Annotated in this window: 14 protein-coding genes, 1 tRNA gene and 1 pseudogene; 14 read left to right on the plus strand and 2 right to left on the minus strand. The window is 30.3% G+C overall.

Going from position 1 to position 19,903, the window contains the following annotated elements; all coding sequences use genetic code 11:
• The first annotated feature begins 1 nt into the window (after nucleotide 1).
• Both A4G25_RS09255 and gmpC read left to right on the plus strand, forming a co-directional pair.
• The gene (locus A4G25_RS09255; RefSeq protein WP_047130904.1) at nucleotides 2-661 is read left to right on the plus strand and encodes a methionine ABC transporter permease; all 660 of its coding nucleotides are present in this window, start codon (nucleotides 2-4) and stop codon (nucleotides 659-661) included.
• Between the two features lie 23 nt (nucleotides 662-684).
• A complete protein-coding gene (gene gmpC, locus A4G25_RS09260; RefSeq protein ID WP_047130903.1) occupies nucleotides 685-1,530 on the plus strand; it encodes a dipeptide ABC transporter glycylmethionine-binding lipoprotein in 846 nt (281 codons plus the stop codon).
• Between the two features lie 149 nt (nucleotides 1,531-1,679).
• Here the strand turns inward: gmpC and A4G25_RS09265 are convergent.
• Nucleotides 1,680-1,769, minus strand: a tRNA-Ser gene (locus tag A4G25_RS09265).
• A gap of 194 nt (nucleotides 1,770-1,963) precedes the next feature.
• On the opposite strand from A4G25_RS09265, the gene A4G25_RS09270 reads away from it, so the two are divergent.
• The 10 genes and pseudogenes from A4G25_RS09270 to A4G25_RS09320 all read left to right on the plus strand — a co-directional run bounded on the left by A4G25_RS09270 (nucleotide 1,964) and on the right by A4G25_RS09320 (nucleotide 16,550).
• On the plus strand, nucleotides 1,964-2,668 hold the full coding sequence (locus A4G25_RS09270) for an alpha/beta hydrolase family protein (RefSeq protein WP_232011945.1): 705 nt from the start codon (nucleotides 1,964-1,966) through the stop codon (nucleotides 2,666-2,668).
• Nucleotides 2,669-3,016: 348 nt separating this feature from the next.
• Nucleotides 3,017-3,865 (plus strand): helix-turn-helix transcriptional regulator, encoded by an 849-nt coding sequence (locus tag A4G25_RS09275; protein ID WP_047130901.1) that lies wholly within the window; start codon nucleotides 3,017-3,019, stop codon nucleotides 3,863-3,865.
• Nucleotides 3,866-4,202: 337 nt separating this feature from the next.
• On the plus strand, nucleotides 4,203-5,168 hold the full coding sequence (locus A4G25_RS09280; RefSeq protein ID WP_047130900.1) for a hypothetical protein: 966 nt from the start codon (nucleotides 4,203-4,205) through the stop codon (nucleotides 5,166-5,168).
• Nucleotides 5,169-5,357: 189 nt separating this feature from the next.
• A pseudogene (locus A4G25_RS12875) lies at nucleotides 5,358-7,009 on the plus strand (IS1182 family transposase).
• A gap of 278 nt (nucleotides 7,010-7,287) precedes the next feature.
• Nucleotides 7,288-8,004: a D-ribitol-5-phosphate cytidylyltransferase gene (locus tag A4G25_RS09295; protein WP_047132615.1), complete on the plus strand. Its 717-nt coding sequence runs from the start codon at nucleotides 7,288-7,290 to the stop codon at nucleotides 8,002-8,004.
• A complete protein-coding gene (locus tag A4G25_RS09300; RefSeq protein ID WP_047132614.1) occupies nucleotides 7,997-9,022 on the plus strand; it encodes a ribitol-5-phosphate dehydrogenase in 1,026 nt (341 codons plus the stop codon). Before A4G25_RS09295 ends, A4G25_RS09300 begins: the two co-directional genes overlap by 8 nt.
• A 15-nt stretch (nucleotides 9,023-9,037) precedes the next feature.
• Nucleotides 9,038-10,690: a CDP-glycerol glycerophosphotransferase family protein gene (locus tag A4G25_RS09305; RefSeq protein WP_047132613.1), complete on the plus strand. Its 1,653-nt coding sequence runs from the start codon at nucleotides 9,038-9,040 to the stop codon at nucleotides 10,688-10,690.
• 26 nt (nucleotides 10,691-10,716) lie between these two features.
• Nucleotides 10,717-11,982, plus strand: a complete 1,266-nt coding sequence (locus A4G25_RS09310) for a polysaccharide pyruvyl transferase family protein (protein ID WP_052766775.1) — start codon at nucleotides 10,717-10,719, stop codon at nucleotides 11,980-11,982.
• Nucleotides 11,983-11,998: 16 nt separating this feature from the next.
• A complete protein-coding gene (locus A4G25_RS09315; RefSeq protein ID WP_047132612.1) occupies nucleotides 11,999-15,115 on the plus strand; it encodes a CDP-glycerol glycerophosphotransferase family protein in 3,117 nt (1,038 codons plus the stop codon).
• Nucleotides 15,116-15,455: 340 nt separating this feature from the next.
• Complete coding sequence (locus A4G25_RS09320; protein ID WP_047132611.1) at nucleotides 15,456-16,550, plus strand: acyltransferase family protein; 1,095 nt, start codon at nucleotides 15,456-15,458, stop codon at nucleotides 16,548-16,550.
• A gap of 98 nt (nucleotides 16,551-16,648) precedes the next feature.
• Here the strand turns inward: A4G25_RS09320 and A4G25_RS09325 are convergent, their stop codons facing one another.
• Nucleotides 16,649-17,935 carry a YhgE/Pip domain-containing protein gene (locus A4G25_RS09325; RefSeq protein WP_047132610.1) on the minus strand — a complete coding sequence of 429 codons (1,287 nt, stop codon included), beginning with the start codon at nucleotides 17,933-17,935 and terminating at the stop codon, nucleotides 16,649-16,651.
• 165 nt (nucleotides 17,936-18,100) lie between these two features.
• Here A4G25_RS09325 and A4G25_RS09330 point away from each other — a divergent pair, with 165 nt between their 5' ends.
• Entirely contained in the window at nucleotides 18,101-18,718 is a 618-nt protein-coding gene (locus tag A4G25_RS09330) for a TetR/AcrR family transcriptional regulator (RefSeq protein WP_047132609.1), read from the plus strand.
• 70 nt (nucleotides 18,719-18,788) lie between these two features.
• A complete protein-coding gene (locus tag A4G25_RS09335; protein WP_047132608.1) occupies nucleotides 18,789-19,757 on the plus strand; it encodes a carbohydrate kinase family protein in 969 nt (322 codons plus the stop codon).
• The last annotated feature ends 146 nt before the right edge of the window (nucleotides 19,758-19,903 follow it).

Genomic DNA, 19,903 nt, shown 5'->3' on the forward strand with positions numbered 1-19,903 from the left:
TATGCTAGGTTCATCATTAGATTCATCGCAATTATGGGAAGCACTCTATCAAACATTATTGATGGTTTCGATATCATTAGTAATTGGTGCATTAATCGGAATTCCGCTAGGCATACTGCTTGTTGTAACTAAGAAAAACGGAATATGGGAAAATGTCGCAGTTTACCATATTTTGAATCCGATTATTAATATTTTCCGTTCAATTCCATTCATTATTTTGTTAATTGCGATTGTGCCATTCACAAAATTAATTGTTGGAACATCCATCGGGACAGCAGCAGCGATTGTACCTTTAACTGTATATGTGGCACCTTACATTGCACGTTTAGTTGAAAACTCACTGTTAGAAGTGGATTCAGGTGTAATTGAGGCAGCACACGCCATGGGTGCTTCACCTTTCCAAATCATTCGTTACTTTTTAATGCCGGAAGCTTTAGGTTCATTAATTTTAGCGATTACAACTGCAATTATTGGTTTAATCGGTTCAACAGCTATGGCTGGTGCAGTTGGCGGTGGCGGTATCGGTGACTTGGCTTTAGCTTATGGTTACCAACGTTTTGATACAATCGTCATCATTATCACAGTGGTTATCTTAGTTATTATGGTTCAGCTGATTCAATCTCTCGGGAATGTATTGGCTAAGAAAATTCGCAGAAACTAATCAAACAAAGGGGTATTTAGGATATGAAAAAAATATTAGTATTGTTAATGGCGTTAGTTGTTGTACTTGCTGCATGCGGTGGCAATAAGAAAGATGATAAAACAGTAACAGTAGGGGTAGCATCAGATGACACAAAAGTATGGGATAAAGTAAAAGAACTTGCGAAAAAAGATGGAATCAACGTTGAAATCAAGAAATTCTCTGATTACAACGTACCGAACAAGGCGCTAAACGATGGGGATATCGACATGAACGCATTCCAACACTTCGCATTCTTACATGAGTATGAAAAAGCAAACAAAGGCACACATATCACACCAATCCGTACAACTGTTTTTGCACCATTAGGTATTTATTCTAAGAAAGTCAAAGATATTAAAGACTTGAAAAAAGGGGCTAAAGTTGTTATTCCTAATGATGTTTCCAACCAAGCACGCGCATTGAAATTATTGGAAAATGCAGGTTATATCAAACTTTCTAAAGACTTCGGTTTGAAAGGCAGCAAAAAAGATATCGTTGAAAACAAAAAAGATTTAGATATTAAAGCAGTTGATGCACAACAAACAGCACGTTCTTTAGATGACGTAGATATCGCAGTTATTAATAACGGTGTTGCGTCAAAATCAGGATTAGATCCTAAAAAAGACCCAATCTTCTTGGAAAAAGATGATACAAATACTTCTAAACCTTACATCAACCTTATTGCTGTAAATGATAAAGACAAAGATAACAAAACATATAAAAAAGTTGCTGAGTTGTATCATTCTAAAGAAGCAAGAAAAGCATTGAAAGAAGACACTAAAGACGGTGAAAAAATCGTTGACTTGTCACAAAAAGAAATTAAAGAAATTACAGACAGCTTAAAATAAAGTAAAAGTTTAAACGGCCATTCCTAGAGATAGGGATGACCGTTTTTTAATATAGCAAGCACAAGTTTTGAAGATTTAAGAGCTTAGTGAAATAGTTTAAAACATAAAAAAGCTTCGACTCAGTATTCTGAATCGAAGCTTTTTAGTAGCGGAGAAAGAGGGATTCGAACCCCCGCGAGCCGTTAAGCCCCTGTCGGTTTTCAAGACCGATCCCTTCAGCCGGACTTGGGTATTTCTCCATGCAATATTTAACACAAGATTTATTATATAAGAAGATGACCTACCCGTCAACAAGTTTTTAATAAAAAAATCAAAAACTTTGAATGTATTTCAAAAAGTTAATACAAGACAAAAAATGGGTTACGGTTGCCAGCTTTATAAATCGGGTAATTATTTAATGTTATGTCAAAACTACCAATTTAGGAGTGCTACTATGATGGAAGAATTATATTATGGAGACCATGAAGAACAATTAATTGATATTTATCCAGCACCAGATACACTAGCTGAACATGATGATAAATGGCTCGTATTAATTCATGGCGGTTACTGGAGACAACAATATGACCGCTCATTAAATGATAAGTTAATAGAAATGCTGACAAAAGAAGGATATAATGTTGCGAACGTTGAATATCGACGGGGAGAACATGCTTGGCCGATACCTGAAGAGGATACTAAAAAAGCACTTCAAGCTTTCAAATCATCTAGATTTGTTGATAATCAAGAAATTATTTTAATCGGTCACTCTGTAGGCGGCCAATTAGTCTTGAATAATGCAGATGAAGCTGATCGCGTTATTGCGATGGCACCTGTAACTGATGTGCCGTACACAAAAGAACAAGGACTAGGAAGAAATGCAGTAGAGGAATATTTTGGTGATATCACAGGAGCAGCACTTGAAGCAGCATCTCCAATGTCACGTTTACCATTAAAAACAAAAACTTTAATCATTCAAGGTTTTAATGATAGCGGTGTGAAAGTAGAGTCTACCTTAGCATATGTGTCTCAAAATGAAGAAAACACAATTGATTTATATGCGTTCGCGCATCTAGGGCATATGCAATGTCTTGAACCTAAAGGCCGTCATATCGATTTAATGCTTGAATGGATTGATCATAAAGACGAAGAGAATTAAAGCATTACTATTTTATTAGGTCGCACTCAAATAAGAGTGCGATTTTTTTGCTTTTTATATAATGCTACAGAATTTTTTATTGTATACTGTATGCATTAAAAACAGTTAGAGTCTCCCATTTGTTAAAAAGTATTTTATTTTTTGAGAAAATAGTATATTATAATAATGAAAAGTGAGAGATTCGGGATTAGTTTTTCGAATGAATCATGTGATTAGATATAAAACCAATCCATTTTTTGAATACTTTGAATTCTCATTTTGCCACAACCATTCTTCGTTTGACCACTTTATATTTTCTTTCTAATTTTTTACCTAAATATTTATAAAATGATATCAGGGGGGACCTCAATGAATTATAGCTACAGTATTATTAAATCATCAATTTGCAAGTTAGATTTAACCAAGGATGAAGATTATGTACATGTGTATTTCGTGCTTTCAGGTAATGTAAAGATGCTGAGAAAAGGAAAGACACTTATCTATAAAACTGGAGAATTTTTTATTCAAAAACCAGATAAGATACCTTTGGAAATAGAGGTTAATAAGGGCTGTATTATCTATTTAGCAATTCATAAAAATTACTTTGAAAAATATTACATGAAGAACACCTTGAATACTGAAAATAATTTTGAGATTCATCATCATATTAAAGACTCATTTATGAATATAATTAGAAATATGTATGAAAAAAATTATTTGGAAGCGGATATTTGTTTTATTAAGATGTTGAACTATCTGCGTGTCTATTTAGAAATCTTCGATAACTATTTGTTCCGTCCTACTTTAAGCAAAACAATCAATGAAATTATTGAATATATCAACGATAATTATAAAGAACCTCTTAAATTGTGCGTGGTCGCTAGAGAACTCTTCTATAATGAAAGCTTTATTTCTAGAAAATTCAAGGAAGAGATGAATGTGACTTTTACAGAGTACCTTACAAATGTAAGATTATGCAATTTAGCTGAATACCTAATAGTAAGAGGAGAGGATAATGGCATTTGGGAGGAGTTCGGTTTTCCAAGTCAGCGTGCCTTTTTAAAGAGGTTCAAAGAGACCTACCATATGACGCCTAGAGAATTTATTTTAAGCACTCAATATTACCGAAATCCTCAGCATGCGATTACTGAATCAGTTTATACAGAAGTGATGAAGTATTTACAATATGATAAATCATCAGTTAATGAGATGTCTTAGTGTGTCAATTGACGTTACATTATGATGTCTCTGAATGTAAATCTGGAGACTGCACAAATAGTTGTTTGCTTTTTATTATTTGTAATAGCAGTATCTAATCAACTATTGCACATTTTGAACTTTAATATTATCAAGCTTATTTATCTAACTGTTTCTTTAAAAATGGTTTTTCAAGGGTTTCAATTAGAAATAGCTTAAGTGAAATTTTAAGAATAACATTCCCTTGGATATCAATAAGGTTAAATACGATAAAATCTTAATATTATAATACTCTAATTAGGGTATAAGTTATTAAACCAAGAAAAAATAATGCTATTTTATGGGGGAATGAAGAATCATGAATGTAAAAGTAACTGACCTTTTAAAAAAGAGATTAAATAAACTTAATAAGAATTTTAAACATTTCGGCGATGATTTAGCTTATCTTACTTTGACAAGTCGCAATGATGGCACTTTAAAAGATTTGTTAGGCATTCAATTATTAAGAAATTCTGATAGCGAAACAGTAGCAAGAGAGATTGCACGTTTGGATTTAGCTATTTTAAACAATAATGAATTAAATAATATTATCAAGTTGAAGTCGGTATATGTTCAAGATTTCGAACAGAATCCTACTGTCGAAGAATCAAATGCAGTAAAAGCGATTAAACGAGATATTGAGGATAACTTGAACAAAATTGTAAACCCGCCTAAATCATGGACGTACACTGTTGCAGAAGATGCGAAATTACATTTTGCTGCGATTTATGTCGATGTACAAGCTAAGAAGAAATTTGAGCTGCCTGAAACAAAAACTGAATTCTTAAAACTTTATCCAGAATTAAAAGAAGGAGATCTTGTATATAAAAGTATTTTCCGTCACCGTGAAGCTCGTGATTACTCTATTGAAGAAATTATTGAACCTAGATTGCAATCAGCTGTCTTTAATCCGATTTTAGATAATAACTCTGATATCTATATTAAAAAAGGTGACATTGAAGAATTATATAAGGGTAAATATAAAGATTTCAAAGTCCAAGTTTATTTACAAACTTATGAAGTAGGACAAGGTCCTGAGCCTGAAGATGTGGAAATTGATGAAGATGTAATTGAAACAGTTGATTTTGAACCTGATGAAGTAGAAGCAACGATTGAAGTGGATGAAATTGTGAAGGATTCTAAGTCAAAAAAATCTAAATCAGATGAAAAGAAAGAAACTAAAAAGGCTGATAAGAAATCAAAAAAGAAAAAGAGCAAGTCTGATAAATCTGGAAGTAAAAAAGGTAATAAGAAAAAAGACTCTAAAAAGAAAAATAAAAATTAAAAAAACAAATCTAATAATAACGAGATATTTGGGGGCTGGGACATAATTCCAGTCTCAAATAAAAGCCGGTGAAAACTTTAAAAGTTTTCACCGGCTTTTTTATATAAAATATACATATTATTTCAAAAAAATAAAGGCCTCGCTTATAATTAGAGAATAACCACAAACCCAAATCATAGGAGGACCTTTATGTATAAAAATTATAACATGTCTCAAATCTCTCTGCCACTGACAACAGAATTTACGTTTTCCGAAAGTGATACTGCCAGCATAGTTAATGAAATTGTCGAAAAAATCCCTGAAACAGCTTTCGACAGCTATAAAAATCACAGAGGCGCCCCTTCTCACAATCCACGCATGATGCTTAAAATAATATTGTATGCTTATAGTAATTCGATATTTTCCGGACGGAAAATAGAATTTGCATTAAAAGACAGTATTAGGTTTATGTGGTTGGCACAAGAACAGCAACCTTCTTATCGAACAATCAACCGTTTTCGTTCTGACTCCAGAACAAATAAGTTAATAAAAGATTGTTTTGTAGTTTTCAGAACTTTTTTAGTCGAAAATCAATATATTGATGAAGAAGCTATTTATATAGATGGTACTAAAATCGAAGCTGATGCCAATAAGTATACGTTTGTTTGGAGAGCGAATACTGAACGCTATAGCAATGCCAACTTGGAAAAGTCGGAAGCTGCGTATGAAGAATTATTACAAAAGGAAATCATACCGAATATAAAAGAAGAGTCTTCAAAGGAAATACAATCTCATGAATTAGAAGCAATCGAAGATTGTTTGAATAAGAAGGTTGAAGAACTGACTGATGATATTGAATCCAGCAATGATACTGAACAAAGAAAAATATTGAGATCAGAACGCACTGAATTAAAAAAGCATAAGAAAGTAATTACAGAATGTAAAGAGAAAAAGAAAAGTACGAGGAACAAAAGAAGATTTTAGGTACAAGAAATAGTTATTCCAAAACTGATAATGATGCCACCTTTATGCGAATGAAAGATGATCATATGAGAAACGGTCAATTAAAACCGGCATACAATATTCAAGTAGGCACAAATAATCAATTTGCTTTGGCAGTAGGTGTATATCAAAATCCGACGGATACAAGAACTTTAGAAAATTTTTTAAACAGGATTCAAGAAGTTAATAGTGACATTCCTGAGTATATAGTATGTGATGCAGGGTATGGCAGCGAAAGCAATTATGGAATAGTTATAGATATATTTAACAGAACTCCTGTAATGCCGTACGGCATGTTTTTAAAAGAACAAAAAAGAAAATATAAAAATAACCCATTCAATTCATTAAATTGGAATTACGACGAAAAAGATGACAAGTATATATGCCCGAACAATAAAATTCTATTCTTCTCTGGATACAGATACAGTACTGATAAATATGGATATCAGAGACAATTCAAAGAATATAAATGTTATGACTGCATAGATTGTCCGCTTAGACAAGAATGTATGAATCCAAAAGCCAAACCGGATACATTAAAAACAATTCGTCGAAATATGGTTTGGGAATTTTATAAGCAGTTCACTAGAGAAAAGCTTTCAGATCCGAAAACATCATCAATTTACAGCAAAAGAAAAATTGATGTTGAAACATTTTTCGGTAATTTGAAGGCTAATTTGGGTTTCACTCGAATGTCTGTAAGGGGCATTGAAAAAGTTGAAACCGAAGTTAGTATTGCTTGTATGGCAACAAACTTAAAGAAATTAACAGCTCTACGAGCTGATTTTTTCTTTAAATTATATAAAAAAAGGACGATTTCATTTTCAATTGTGAAAATCGTCCTTTTTTCGGGATTCTAGAACATTAATGTCCCAGCCCCTTTATAGTTCAATGAAATAATCTAGATTTAATATACATAAACATTCTTTTTTAGAGTAAAAAAACATAGATATTTTAAAAAGTTGTTGTCATTTACAAGAAATTTACATTGATTTAACAATAATAGATTGTTAGTGTTTTAAAAATTACACCAATTAATTAGCTTCTGATAAGAAAATTATTAGGAGTATTTTTATGTATCAATAAAATTAATGCAACGAATGATAGGGACTAATTTACAAGTAGGAGGATGTTGCGAGTGAACTATGCAGGGATATTAGCAGGAGGAATAGGGTCACGTATGGGAAACGTACCTTTGCCAAAGCAATTTTTAGAATTGGATGGAAAACCGATTATCATTCATACTGTTGAAAAATTTATTTTAATGAAAGAATTCGACAAGATAATTATTGCAACCCCAGAAAAGTGGATTTCACATACTAATAATATTTTAGAAAAATATCAAATTAATGATTCTCGCGTTGAAGTAGTAAAAGGTGGAGACGACCGTAATGCCACTATTATGAGCATTATCCAATTTATAGAAGAGAACATCGGATTGACGGATGATGATATTATCGTCACACATGATGCAGTAAGACCTTTTCTTACATATAGAATTATTAAAGAAAATATTGAATACGCAAAAACGAATAGAGCAGTTGATACAGTTATTTCAGCTACAGACACAATTGTTACTTCAAAAGATCAAAATAATATAGAGTCAATTCCTGTCAGAAGCGAAATGTATCAAGGACAAACACCTCAATCATTTAATATTAATGAATTAAAAAAATGCTATTATGATTTGACTGATGAAAGAAAAGAAATTTTAACAGATGCATGTAAGATTATGATCGAATCAGGACGACCAGTTAAGATGGTTCAAGGTGAATTATACAATATTAAGGTTACTACGCCTTATGATCTTAAAGTAGCAAATGCGATTATAAAAGGTGGGATAACAGTTGATTAACCAAGTTTATCAATTAGTTTCACCTCGCCAATTTGAAGTTACATACAATAATGTGAATATTTATAGTGACAATGTAATTGTAAGACCGTTATACTTGTCTATTTGTGCTGCGGATCAACGTTATTACACAGGTAATCGCGAAGAATTTGTTTTAGAGAAAAAATTGCCTATGTCTTTAATTCATGAAGGTATTGGCGAAGTAGTTTTTGACAGTAAGGGTGTATATGAAAAAGGAACTAAAGTAGTAATGGTTCCGAATACTCCAGTAGAAAAAAACGACGTGATTGCCGAGAATTATCTTCCATCATCAAAATTCAGATCTAGTGGATATGATGGATTCTTGCAAGATTATGTTTTTCTTGGCCATGATCGAGTGGTTGCTTTACCGAATGATATCGATGAAAGCATAGTTTCTTATACTGAACTGGTTTCAGTTAGTTTACACGCTATAAAAAGATTTGAAAATAAATCTATTTCCATTAAAGAAAGATTTGGAATATGGGGCGATGGAAACCTTGGATATATTACAGCGATTTTATTAAAAAAACTTTATCCAGAAGCTACTATATATGTGTTCGGAAAAACTGACTACAAATTAAGTCACTTTTCATTTGTGGATAAGACATATCATATAAACGAAATACCTGAGGACATGGAATTTGATCATGGATTTGAATGTGTAGGCGGAAAAGGTAGTCAATCAGCAATTGACCAGATTATAGAATATATTTCACCTGAAGGTAGTATTGCATTACTAGGTGTTAGTGAATATCCAATAGAGGTCAATACAAGGTTAGTATTAGAAAAAGGTTTAACAATGATTGGAAGTAGTAGAAGTGGCACGCAAGATTTCCAGGATGTAGTTGACTTGTATAAACAATATCCGGATATTGTTGAAAAATTAGCTTTATTAAAAGGCAATGAATTTGAAATTCGAACTCTAAAGGATTTAACAATGGCATTTGAATCGGATTTATCAACATCATGGGGAAAAACTGTTCTTAAATGGGTTATGTAGTTAGGGGAATGCTAATTGAATAAACCAAAGGTAATTGTAAACGAAATTTTTTGGGAAAGAATTCAAATTTATTTAAAAGGTTATATACAGCAATCACAAATAGCTCAAGGATATTTTTTTCTGTATGACACTGTTAATGAAAAATATTTAGAATTACATAATGTTCAATTTGCAGAGAATGAATTTATTTGCCGTTTTAATATTGCTACAGTAAATAATGGTATGCATTTGAATATAGGAGATTATGCTCTTGTATATATGGAAAAGGGAAACTGTTGTAAAACTGCTGTGAATGTAGAGATATTGAAAGATAATGAGAAAAATAAGAGAAGAGGATACTGTTTAAATGATTTTTCTAAAGAATTTAAACAAGAAACGAAATATAAGCATAAAAATTATACTGTAAGCCCCGTATTGAAATTCGATGAAGGAACGTATGATTTAATTATACGTATTACGTACGAAGAAAAGGCGAAAAAAATATATGAAAGAAAAGACTACTTCAAAAAAATTTTGACTGACCTGAAAAATATAAATGCGAGTTTACGAGATAGTATATTTAAACTAATATTCAATACATCAAAAGTACTGCATTGGAAGAAAAACAGTACTGTGTTATTTACTTCTGAGTCTAGAACTGAGATGTCTGGTAATTTTCATTATATAGCTCGTGAAATGTTTGAACAAAAATTAGATTCTGAATATAGAATTTATCAAATTTTCAAAGGTCATGTAAGCGAAAGATATAAATTTATCGATAAGCTCAAATTACCATACTTGTTAGGTAAAGCTGATTATATTTTTGTAGATGATTTTCATCCTACGTTAAGTAAAGTGAAATTCAGATCGAATCAAGAAATCATTCAATTATGGCATGCTGTCGGCGCTTTTAAAACTGTGGGCTATAGTAGGATAGGGAAACGAGATGGACCTTACTTCGATTCAAAGGGTCATCGAAAATATACTAAAGTTTATGTTTCATCAAGTTCAGATATACCAATATACGCTGAAGCTTTTGGAGTGAAAGAAGAAAATATCGTTGCCACAGGTGTTCCAAGAACTGATGTTTTCTTTCACAAAATTAATGAAAAAATAGCTAAAAATAAAATAACTGAAAAAATACCATTAATTAAAGAAAAGAATGTAATATTATTTGCTCCTACCTTTAGAGGAAGCGGTCATTTAACTGCTTTTTACCCAATGGACAAAATTGATTTTGAACAGTTGGCTGAATATTGCCAGCAAAGCAACTCAATAGTTTTATTTAAAATGCATCCTTTTATCAAGGAGTACATTAAAATCCCACCAGAATATAGTAATTTACTAGTAGATATATCGAACTTCAGAGAAGTGAATGATGTTTTATTTGCAACAGATTTACTGATAACTGATTATTCTTCGTTAATATATGAATTTGCGATTTTAAAACGCCCAATGATATTCTATGCATTTGATTTAGAAGAATACATTTTAAATAGAGATTTTTATCAGCCTTATGAAACTTTTGTCCCTGGTAAAATAGTGAAAACATTTAATCAACTTATGAATTCATTATATGAGCATGATTATGAATTTGAGAAAGTAAATAAATTTTTAAATAATCATTATAATTATTTTGATGGTTATTCGAGTAAGAGGATAGTAAAAGATTTGTTTTTAAAAAGTTAAATAATTTATTTTAAAAGGAGGATATTTTGAAAAGAATTTTGATTAGAAGTGGCATGTTACCCACTAACACGTATAGCGAATATGATTTACTTAGTAGAGATAGATTCGGATCTAATAATGGAAATTTAGTGTACCAAAATAGTATTGTAAGAACTTTGATGACAGAAAGTGTAGAGATTTTAAGTGATAACTATTCTTCGAATCCGAACAATGCTAAATATATAAATAACAATTTTGATTGTTATGTTATCCCTCTTGCTGATGCATTTAGAAAAGAGTTTATACCTACTCTTAAAAGATACACACAACTCATTAATAAATTAGAAATTCCTGTTATTGTGATTGGTGTTGGGTTAAAAGCACCATACAGTTATGATGTCAAAAAAGGATTTGAGTTTGATAATGAAGTAAAAGAATTTGTGAAAGCTGTATTAAATAAATCAGAAATCATTGGTTTAAGAGGGAAATTAACAGCGAATTACTTAGAAAGTTTAGGATTTATTCCCGAAAAAGATTTCACTGTTATTGGTTGTCCATCAATGTATACATTTGGAAGAAACTTGAAAATAAAAGAAGTGAACTTAAATAGAGATAGTAGAGTTTCTTTGAATGCTAGTAATATTGCTACTGAAAAAGTAATGGATTTTTTGAATGAGATTGCTATTAAATATAGTAATTATTTTTTCGTTCCACAATCTTATGATGAATTCTTAATTAATTATTTTGGATTTGGTAGGGTTAATGATGTTCCTTATAACTTCCCTAAAAATATTGGATCAAAATTTTATAAAGAAGGAAAGGTTAAATACTTTTTGAATGCTAAAACATGGTTTGATTATATAAAAACTATTGATCTTAGTATCGGTACAAGACTACATGGAAATATAGTAGCAACAATTAATGGTACCCCAAGTATTACTATTGTTCATGATGCACGTATGAGAGAATTAGCAGAATTTCATGCACTTCCTTCAATTTCAGCAGAAGATATTCAAAATTATGATAGTTTAATTGATTTGATTAATGATATTGATTTTAAAAGTGTAGAGAGTATACATCCTAAACGTTTCGATCATTTTTTAAACTTTTTAGAAAAAAACAATTTAGGTCATATTTATAGAGAAAAAAAGAATGTTGAAAAAGCTCCTTTAGATAATTTGATGGAAAAAATAAACTTTGAAAAACCAATTGATACGATTACAAATATTAGCTTTGAAGAAAAAGTATTACGACTTACTAAAGGGTTTGAAATATATACAAAACGACAAAAACGACTGAATCAAAAGAAATGATTGGAAAGGTGTAAAAATGAGAGATCAAAAAATATGGATTTTTAATGCAACAAATGATTTTATTGGGAACCCTAAGTGGTTATTTATTTACGTAAATAATTTTAGAAAAGATATTAAAGCTTATTGGATGTGTGACGATTTAGAAACTGTTGAACATATCAGATCTTTAGGATTTAACGCAGAATTATATAGTTCTGATACTGCCGAGAAGTTAAAATCCGTTGCTGGAGTGTTTGTTGTACATCAGGCTAAGGAACATTTTCCAGTTAAATTTAAAGATGAAGTTGTTATTTTAAATTTATGGCATGGAGTAGGAATTAAACCAATAGAACGATATGTTGATTCTCCAGGAATTAGATATAGAACTTATCAAAAATATATTAGATACAATCAGTTATATCACAATAACCAACTGTTCTTAGCTACTTCTCCATTAATGGAGGAACATTTTAAGAAAATGTTAAATTTAGATCAAAGTCAAATTGTACGAGCAGGATATCCTGCTAATATGTACGATAAAACTAAATTTAGTTCCTATAATCATGATATTAAAAAATCTAAAGGTTTGGATGAAACAACAAAAGTTGCTTTATATGCCCCAACATTTAGGGATTATGATATGAATAACTTCTTTGGAGAAGCAATTCCTGATATGGAAGAATTATTAAAAACATTGGAAGAGAAAAATATATTATTAATAATAAAGATGCATTATTTAGTTAAAAATGATGTGAACTATTTAGCAGCTGAACAAGTATATGGAAATCACCCAAATATTTTATTCTGGGATAGCAGTAAAGATATCTATGAGATATTTAACCGGATAGATATTGCAATTGTTGACTATTCTTCTATTTACTATGACTTGTTAGCTTCAGGTGTAAATAATTTTATCCGTTATATTTATGATTATGAAAATTACGTTAATAGTAGAACTTTAGTGTACGATTATAAAGAAATGACTTCAGGTAAAGTTGCTAATAATTTTAATGAGCTATTAGAAGCTTTATCCGATATCGATTCTGTAGAAACAAATGCAAATAAGAATGAAGAAATCTTAAACACTTTTTGGGAATATGATAAAGAAGATGAAAATGGCTTTGAAAAAATTATTGATGCAGCCTTAAACTTTAATATAAAGCATAATGTATTACCTAAGCTTTATAGCTTTGATATTTTTGATACTATTATTCAAAGGAAAACACTCAGACCGGACGGCATATTCTTTTATGTTAAAGATAAGTTGTTAAGAATGAACACAGGTATTCCATTTTATCTAATCCAAAATTATCCGCGTGTAAGAATTCAAGCAGAAAATTATGTACGAGATTATTACAAAAAATCTGAGTTTATTAGAGATGAAGAAAGATTTGAAATACGTTTTACTGACATAATTGGTAGAATTAAAAAAATACATGATTTGACAGATGAACAAGCTAAAATCTTATATGATTTAGAAATTGAAGCTGAGTTAAAAAATGTTGAAGGTAAAGCAGATAAACTCGAAATCTTATACGACTTATTAGATAAATATCAAGATGTTATTTTAATAAGCGATATGTATCTTCCTAAAGAAGTTATTGTACAGATGCTTGAGAGAGTTGACCCTAAATTAACAGAACTACCTATATATTTATCAAGTGAAAGTGGAAATCAAAAATCGACAAGCCTTATGTATTTAGATATATTTGAAGATCTAGATTATGATTATTCAGAGTGGATACATTATGGTGATAACCGTCATGCAGATTTTAATATTCCAAAAAAACTTAATATAAAAACTAAGCATCATAAACTCACAAAATTTAATGGATATGAAAATCATTTGCTTAATAGAAATAAAAACTATGATACATTTTTACTTACAAACCAATTAGCAAGATTACGTGAAAGAGATAATAGTAAATTGAATTACTACGCTTTTTCATATATCAGTAGTTATTTTGTTCCTTATGTTAGTTGGTCAATTAAAAAAGCAATTAAAGAAAATATTGAAACTCTATACTTTATTTCTAGAGACGGAGAATTGTTGAAAAAAATTGCTGATGAAATTATTGCTGTTCGAGGTTATAACATTAAAACTAAATATATTTATGGTTCAAGAAAAGCATGGAGAATACCTTCGTTTGTAGATGAAGTTGATGAAGAATTCTTTTCACCTTTCGGTAATTTTACTGGTTTGACTAATTTTAAAAGTGCATTAAATGCACTTCATATTAATGAGAGTGAATTCAATGAACTATTCCCACAATTATCATATATCAAGGAGATTGTTGATTTTGATAAAAATACAAAAGAGTTAATAAGATTATCTGCTAAAAATAACAAAAGATATATCAATTTATTATTGCAAAAGGCAAAAGAAGAAAGGGAAATAGTAAATGATTATCTATTACAAGAAATTGATTTTAATGAAAAATTTGCATTTGTTGAATACTGGGGAAGAGGCTATACACAAGATTGTTTAGACAGGTTATTAAATAATCTTTCTGATAAAACAATAGATACAATCTTTTTCTATGCTAGAAGTATATATCCATCGGTAGGAACTTCAATCAGATATAATTACACAAGCAAAATGACTTCTTTAATTTTTATTGAGTCTATTTTTGCAAATATTCCTTATCAAAGTGTACCAGGATATAGATGGAAAGATAATAAAGTTGAGCCTATAATTAATTTCAAAAATTATAATAAGAAATTGTACAATTCAATGGATGAAATGTTGCCAATCTTTATTCAAGAATTCTATAGTAAAAATTATATCGATGAAGATGAATTAGAAAGAAATTTCTATGATTTCGGTGTTGATTACTTTAGAAATAAACCGGAAGATAGTTTCATTGTACAATTCTTTGCGCCATTAAAAGACTCAGTTATTTTATATGAACCTGAAGTAGAGTATGCTCCAGCTATTAGTTATAAAATGGCCACTCAAAAACTACTAGGCAAAAAGGTTCCTTTGAAAACTAAAAATAAAAGAATGTCTCTTAAGCGTTCGCCAAAGGGTGTTCAAAGAGCTTATAAATATTACAATAAATACATTAAAGGAAGAAAACAAAAAATCAAAAATAAAATTAAAAACAATAAACTTGTTAAGATAGGGAAACGTATTAAAAAGTTTATTAAATAAGATTGTTTTGTTTACATTAAAAAAGCACGAAAAATTGTAGTATCGCTTCTTATTGGTGTTAATAAATAAGATTATATTGATTTTTAAACTAAATTTATATAAAATTAATGATAGTTGAACAAACGAATTACATTCTAAAACACTTCCGATATTTCTTTCAAAAGAAATATCGGAAGTGTTTTTATTTTAAATTTCATAAGTAGATATAATATCATAGTGCATCTTATCATTATCATAATGTTTAGTTATTGTAAATATTATTGTGTATATGTAAGAAGTTAAATATAATCATTTGTAAGTTTAAATTTAATTTAAGTTGTTAAACATAAGAGGTATAAAAATGGAAAGAAAAATAGAACTTACATATGCACGAGGTATATTTTGTATAATGGTTGTTTTTGTCCATGCAGTGACCGGATATTTAATAGATCCACTAATTTCAACTACACAAACAATTGAAAAAAGATTAGTAGGTTTTTTTCAAATTTCATTACTATGTGCTACACCATGTTTCATAATGTTATCTGAAACTTTGCTAGGATTGAAATATTCAACGTTTATTCCCAAGAATTTCTTAATTAAAAGAGTAAAGTATATTCTAGTTCCTTACTTTATATTTGGTGTTTATGTGACCTGCGATAGGTTTATGAATAACGAAAATAAAGAATCATTTTGGAGTTTGTTCAAATTTATAGTACTGGAAGGAAACTTTTTTGGTTGGTTTATTATTGTTATCTTCCAATTTTTTATTCTACATAAAATATTCCATAAAGTATTAAATAAAGCTAATCCATTTTTCTTGTTAGCAGGCTCTCTTATTGTAAGCTCTCTCCATTCATACTTAATGTATTTTAATCAAGACTATCATAAATGGTGGGAAGCTTATTACCCACTTTATCCAAGAACAATTATTCTTTATTGGTTATTTTACTTTGTTGTTGGTTTTTATGTAGGAAAATATTATGATTTGGTTTTTGAATTCATCAAGCGACACATTTGGATGTTAATCTCAGTATGGTTTTTCGCATTGTCTTTTTTAGCGTTTAATTTCTTTCATTTAAAAATATTTTTAAATGAATCGTTAAGGTTTGATTTACTAATTTATTCTTGTCTTTCATTTTTATTAGTTATTTATGGAGCCAAGTTTTTAAGTCATTTTCATATAACCATGCTCTACCTTATAAGTGAAATTTCTTTTTTTATTTATTTAGCTCATCAAATAATTATTAAATATATTTCGTTAGCTTTATCATCATTTGTTACACATCCCATTATTTATATTTTAATTTCAGTTGTTTTTACAATAGGATTTTGTATAGGATTAGCTATTATGCTTTCGTTTATTCCTTACATTAGAATTATTGTTGGAAGAAATACACTATATCCGATGGTATTAAATAATTATAGTTTAAAGCAAGAAATCAAAGAGAGCTGAGTGAATTACATCATATAAAAATCAGTAATAATAAATGTAGAAAAACCACCATCAAGTTCCCCAACTTGATGGTGGTTTTATTTCCTCATTTTATTAAATTATGCTGGAATTTCTGCACGTTTGTCTGAGTGTTTACGAACGAATGCAGCTGCAATAACTGAAATGATACCGAAGATCATGAATCCGATAAACATCCAAATTGTTTCGTTCATTTCAATATGTTGATTCATATAGATGATATCTCTAAGTGTGTGTGCATAGTGACTGAATGGGTTCCAACCTACAATATATTTACGGTAGAACTCTGGAAGCATTTGTTCTGGCAACATTAACAGTTGCATACTGAAGAACAATAATAGGAAGAAGACGGGTACGATCTTCATGCCTGCCCAAGTCATACAGCCAAGTACAAGTCCGATGAATCCCATGAATGCAATCATGATATAAAGTGCAACACGGTTTGGATGATCGAAGTGGAAGCCTAATACATCTTTCATAAAATAGATATATCCAAAGCTGCCGATTAAAGCACTCACAGCAGTCATTCCAATTTGGCTAAGTGCTGCAATTAAACGATTTTTACGGCTTACTAAGTTGCTTGTACGGAATGCGAAGAACAAGATAACTGATATGATTAATGATCCCATCCACACTGGCATAAACATTAAGAATGAAGCATTACCATTTGCTTGATGATCTTTTACTTTATGCACTGTAATATTATCTACATTTACAGGTTGAGTTAAGCCTTCGATATCTTTAGCTGGAATAGATACGTTTTGTTTATCTAAAATATCTAAACTTTGTTTTGTAATTTGTGCATTAACTTTTTGACCAAGTCCATCTAATACTTTAGTTGCGATTTGAGAGCCTTGTAAGTTAACACCTTGACTGATGATTGTTTTAAGTTGTGCTGATTCAGGTTTAACATCTTGTGAACCTGATTGTTTCATTTTCTCAGCCATTTGTTGTGCAGCTTCTGGTGGAATTTCCCCTGATTTTACTTTATCTTCCATCTCTTGCTTTTTAGCTTTCATGACTGAAGCTTGTGTTTTGCTGAGTGCGTATTTTGAAAAGTCTTTTTCTAGTACAACAGTACCAAAGTATTTTTCATCGTCCATGCCTTCACGCGCTTTTTTCTCACTAGATACTTCTTTCCATTCTATTGCTTCTGATTTATTTTTCAATAAGTTGTCTGTTAAGTCTTTACCGATATTAACGTGTTTGCCTTGCATATCTGTACCTTTATCTAAGTTCACAACTGCAAGTGGTATGTTTTTAGGTTTTGGATTGTAAGCAGGATAGAATGCCACTGCTAATAACATGATAACTACCAATAATCCGATTGGTGCTATCCAAAGTAATTTATTTTTAAAAATGTTCATTTTTTAACCTCCCAATAAATAATTATTAAACACTGTGTTGATTTATCATTACTTTGACTATTATAATAGGAATATAAATAGATGCAATGCTCAATTTAGGACTAATTGTACTTTAATGAACAAAATAATTTAAAGTGTTCATTAACTTTTATCGGAGGGAATAAAATGGCAGTAGACAGACGAGTGCGTAAAACACAAGCAGCAATAAAAAATGCATTTATCCACTTATTAGAAGAAAAAGATTTAGATCACATTACAGTAAGTGATATTACAGACGCAGCAGATATTAATAGAGGGACTTTTTATCTGCATTATGAAGATAAATATATTTTATTAGAATCAATGGAAGATGAGTATGCAAAACAACTATATGATTTAACACGTTTTAGAGATGTATTTAAGAATGTGGAAAATGCTGAACAGTTTAATAGAGAATTTTCAGAACATATAATGAAAAAAGTGATTACACATGTGTCAAACAATATGGATTTTTATCGCGTTATTTTAACATTAGACCGTCGAAGTAAAATAGAGGAAAAGATAATGGATATTATAAAAGAAAATTTATTAGATCAGTCTGATGAAAATAATAAGATAGCAGGAATCCCTGTAGAATATTTTCATAGCTATGTAACAGGTTCAATGATTTCAGTCATCAAATACTGGGTACAAGACGAAAATCGCATGGAAGTAGATACTTTGATAAAATATATTTCACGTATTGTATTTAATGGGCCATTGCGTTTAGTCGCAGGTTCACATAATGGAGAAGTATGGGAATAGTGAGCGCAAAAGTTAACAAGGGATAAATAATAAGAGTTGAAGTTAATCTAAAAACGAAAAGAGGATAATTATGAATAAGCTTTTTGCAATTGGCGAAGCTTTGATTGATTTTATACCAAATGAACGAGATTCAAAACTGAAAGAGGTTTCGCAATTTCAACCGCAAGTTGGCGGGGCACCAACAAATGTAGCAAGTTGTGTTGCTAAATTAGGGGGAAATGCTTCAATCATTACACAAGTAGGAGAAGATGCATTCGGCGAAAAAATAGAAGATACATTAAATAATATTGATGTAGACACTAATTATTTGATGAAAACCGACAAAGCGAATACTGCACTTGCCTTTGTAAGTTTAACAAAAGAAGGAGAACGTGATTTTGCATTTTATCGTAAACCTTCAGCAGATATGCTTTTAAAAACAGAGAATTTACCTGAATTACAGTTTGATTCAACTGACATCCTTCATTTTTGTTCTGTAGATTTAGTAGAATCTCCAATGAAACAGACACATATAGGAGTTATAGATAAAATGTTGAATGCAGATGGAACTGTCATTTTTGATCCAAACCTTCGTTTTCCACTATGGGATTCGCTTGAAGATTTACGGAAAACTGTCTTAGAGTTTATTCCTAAAGCGCATATTCTCAAAATATCTGATGAAGAATTAGAATTTATTACGAAAATTAAAGATAAGAATGAAGCTATTGAATCATTGTTTGTGGGTAATGTGGAAATCATAATCTATACAGAAGGTAAAAATGGAGCTTCTATTTATACAAAAGACGGAAAGATAGCACATGAAAATGGATTTGAAGTTACCGTAAAAGATACCACAGGAGCAGGAGATGCATTTATAGGAGCAATTATATTCCAGCTATTAAAACAAGATAGAAAGCATTTAATAGAAAATGGTAATCATTATTTAAGATTCGCAAATGCAGTAGGTGGCGTTACAACTACAGCGTATGGCGCAATAGAAAGTTTGCCATATCTAGAGGACGTTGAAAAACTAGTAAATCATTCAGAAGCAAATGAATAAAAATAAATTCAAGCTGTCAAACCTTATTATAAAAAGGGTTTGACAGCTTTTTTATGTATATCGTAAAAAAAGATAACGATATATCGTTGATCTATTTCGACATATCGTTTATACTTTCGATATATCGAAATAAAGAAAACGAAAGA

The sequence above is a fragment of the Staphylococcus condimenti genome (assembly GCF_001618885.1).
Lineage (GTDB): Bacteria > Bacillota > Bacilli > Staphylococcales > Staphylococcaceae > Staphylococcus > Staphylococcus condimenti.